This window comes from Flavobacterium sp. (assembly GCF_028712645.1).
In the GTDB taxonomy this organism is placed as follows: Bacteria; Bacteroidota; Bacteroidia; order Flavobacteriales; family Flavobacteriaceae; genus Flavobacterium.
Genome location: NZ_JAQTPQ010000328.1, coordinates 1 through 3,359 on the forward strand (window position 1 = coordinate 1; position 3,359 = coordinate 3,359).

Annotated in this window: 2 protein-coding genes; both read left to right on the forward strand. The window is 31.3% G+C overall.

Annotated elements, in window-relative coordinates:
- Nucleotides 1–248 precede the first annotated feature (248 nt).
- Entirely contained in the window at nucleotides 249–1,649 is a 1,401-nt protein-coding gene (gene mnmE / locus PHC28_RS17255) for a tRNA uridine-5-carboxymethylaminomethyl(34) synthesis GTPase MnmE (protein WP_300103477.1), read from the forward strand.
- A 149-nt stretch (nucleotides 1,650–1,798) separates the two neighbouring features.
- Complete coding sequence (locus PHC28_RS17260; RefSeq protein WP_300103479.1) at nucleotides 1,799–2,929, forward strand: site-specific integrase; 1,131 nt, start codon at nucleotides 1,799–1,801, stop codon at nucleotides 2,927–2,929.
- Nucleotides 2,930–3,359: the final 430 nt, after the last annotated feature.

Genomic DNA, 3,359 nt, shown 5'->3' on the forward strand with positions numbered 1-3,359 from the left:
ATCTTGGCAAATTCCAAAGCGTGAATATAGGCATTGGTAGCAACTTCGGAAAAATCTGTGGGAAACAAAATTTTTTTCATTTTTATAAAGTTTTAATTATTTCATACCTTAAAGGTAGTTAAAAAACACAAATTAACTACATTAATTATCAGATGTTTATGCTAAATTTAATTATAAATAGAAGCACTTCTTGATTTTGAATTGATACTTATTTAGATTTATTACCTTTGCAACCAAGAACAAAAAAAATGTTATACACAGATTCTATTGTAGCTCTCGCCACACCATCAGGAGCTGGAGCCATCGCCATAATTCGAATTTCAGGAGAAGATGCAATTACCATTGGGAATTCCATTTTCCAATCTATTAAAGGGAAAGATTTGATTAAACAAAAATCCCATACTTTGCATTTGGGTCATATTATTGATAATCAAAAAACCTTAGACGAAGTTTTGGTTTCTATTTTCAAAGGACCTCATTCTTATACTGGCGAAAATACAATTGAAATTTCCTGTCACGGCTCTACTTATATTCAACAACAAATTATTCAATTATTACTTCAAAAAGGCTGCCGAATGGCAAATCCAGGAGAATTTACCTTGAGAGCCTTTCTAAACGGCAAACTCGATTTATCACAAGCTGAAGCTGTTGCTGATTTAATTTCATCGGATAACGAAGCTTCTCACCAAATTGCGATGCAACAAATGCGGGGTGGTTTCTCCAACGAAATTGCCAAACTACGCCAAGAATTACTCAATTTTGCTTCCTTAATTGAACTCGAATTAGACTTTGCTGAAGAAGATGTAGAATTTGCCGACAGAACACAATTTCACGAATTATTAAATAGAATCGAGTTTGTTTTGAAACGCTTAATTGATTCTTTCGCTGTTGGAAATGTTATTAAAAATGGAATTCCTGTTGCGATTGTGGGCGAACCCAATGTGGGAAAATCGACTTTACTGAACGCTTTGTTGAACGAAGAACGAGCCATTGTTTCACATATAGCTGGAACGACTCGCGACACAATAGAAGATGAATTAGTCATTGGCGGAATTGGTTTCCGATTCATCGATACAGCTGGAATTCGGGAAACAGAAGACCATATAGAAAGCATTGGAATCAAAAAAACTTTTGAAAAAATTGAACAAGCACAAGTTGTCCTCTTTTTGTTTGATGGTTTAAAGTTTCAGGTTTCAGGTTTTGACTATATAACCGAAATTGAAAAGGTAAAAAACAAATACCCTTTAAAACCCATTCTTGTTGTCGTAAATAAAATTGATTTATTAGCAGAGAACGAAATTTCAAGCATCAACAAACAACTTGAAACGTTAAACCTTAAACTTTTAAAAATTTCTGCCAAAGAGAATATTGGAGTTGATGAATTAAAAGATCAGTTGCTTTCGTTTGTAAATACAGGTGCTTTGAGAAACAACGAGACCATTGTGACTAATACGCGTCATTATGATTCTTTATTGAAAGCCTTGGACGAAATTCAAAAAGTAAAATTTGGATTGGAAACCAAGCTTTCCAGCGACTTAATAGCGATAGATATTAAAGAAGCTTTGTACCATTTTGGGATGATTACGGGTCAGGTTACCAATGATGAGCTTTTAGGAAATATTTTTGCTAATTTCTGTATCGGGAAGTAAAAGTACTTTCTTTAAGCAAATCTAACTTTCTTTAACTTGACTATCAGTAATTTATAATCATTCTTACATTCTTTTACTCCCCTTAATTCATACCTTTATCACACTTAATGTACACCTTTAAGATTAAAAGGTGTAAGAATGTACATCTTATGAAAATTAGTTTGAAAAAGAAAAAGTTGCAGAATGGTAAATATAGTTTATACCTTGAATACTATAAAGGGTCAACAACCAATACTGAAGGCAAGCGAATAAATTTGAGAGATTTTGAGTATCTAAAGTTATACCCACATCAAGAGCCAAAAACTGCCAGTGAAAAAAAGGAGAATAAAGAAATTGATACCTTAAGCGAACAGATATTTTCAATCAGAAAAGCTGAATACTTTCAAGGTAAATTTGACATCAAAAACACAGCTAAATCAAAAAGAAGATTTTTAGATTATTTTATCGAGAAGACAGAAGAAAAAGTTGATTCTCCAAAAAATTACGGAAATTGGACTGCTACTTTAGTCCATTTAAAAAGATGCATAAGTCAGAATTTATTATTCGAAGAAATTGATGAAAATTTCGTTAAACGAGTTAGGAATTATTTTGAGAAAGAAGCTAAAACGAAAAGTGATATCCTCCTATCTCTTAATTCAAAATATTCTTATTACAATAAATTTAAAGCTTGCCTAAGAGCCTCATTTGATGATGGTTATTTATCTATCAATTATGCTTCAAAGACAAAATCATTTGAGCAAGCTGAAAGTCAAAGAGAATATTTAACTCATCAAGAGTTACAATCATTAGCAAACACTAATTGCAAATATGATGTGTTGAAAAGGGCATTTATTGCATCCTGTTTAAGCGGTCTTCGCTGGTCTGATATAAACACACTTGTTTGGTCAGAAGTTAGGGATGAAGACAATGGAGTAAGTAGAATAAATTTTCGTCAAGAAAAAACTGATGGAGTAGAATATCTTTATATATCAAAGCAAATTAGAGAGTTATTTGGCGAAAGACAACATCCATCAGAAAGAGTTTTTAAAGGTTTAAAATACAGTGCAGTTTATAATAATGAAATTGTTCGTTGGTGCAACAGAGCTGGAATTTCTAAACACATTACTTTCCATAGTGCAAGACACACAAATGCAGTATTATTACTTGAAAATGGAGCTGATATTTATACTGTATCAAAACGACTGGGACATCGGGAGATCCGAACAACAGCTATCTATGCCAAGATTGTAGACAAAAAAATGAAAGAAGCAGCAAATTTAATTCCTAACATTAATATTTAAATAATAATAAAAAATGAAAAATACAAAACTTAAACTATTATTAATTGTAATGATAGTTTTTTTATATACTTATTCCTTTTCACATTTATCTTTAAATTATTTTTACATAATTTCTATTATAATTGAGACCACACTTATAGGAATTGTATTATTCAAACTAACAGCTACTTATAGTGTTTATTTTGTCTACTTTATGTTTAATTCCAGTTACGAAGGTTACAAAAAGAAAATTGAAAAACCTCGTTTACTATTTCACCTTATTTTCATTCCTATTGCTTTAATTTTCTACAACTATTTTATAAAAAGGTTCTACTGGGTTTTGTGTGAATAGCCGTCAAGGTTTCCATGAAAAAATAGAATGGCTGTTCTAAAATTTTGTTTATTTCTATATCCACGACCTATTCGTTTTAGTTCTTCAATTGCTCCGTTA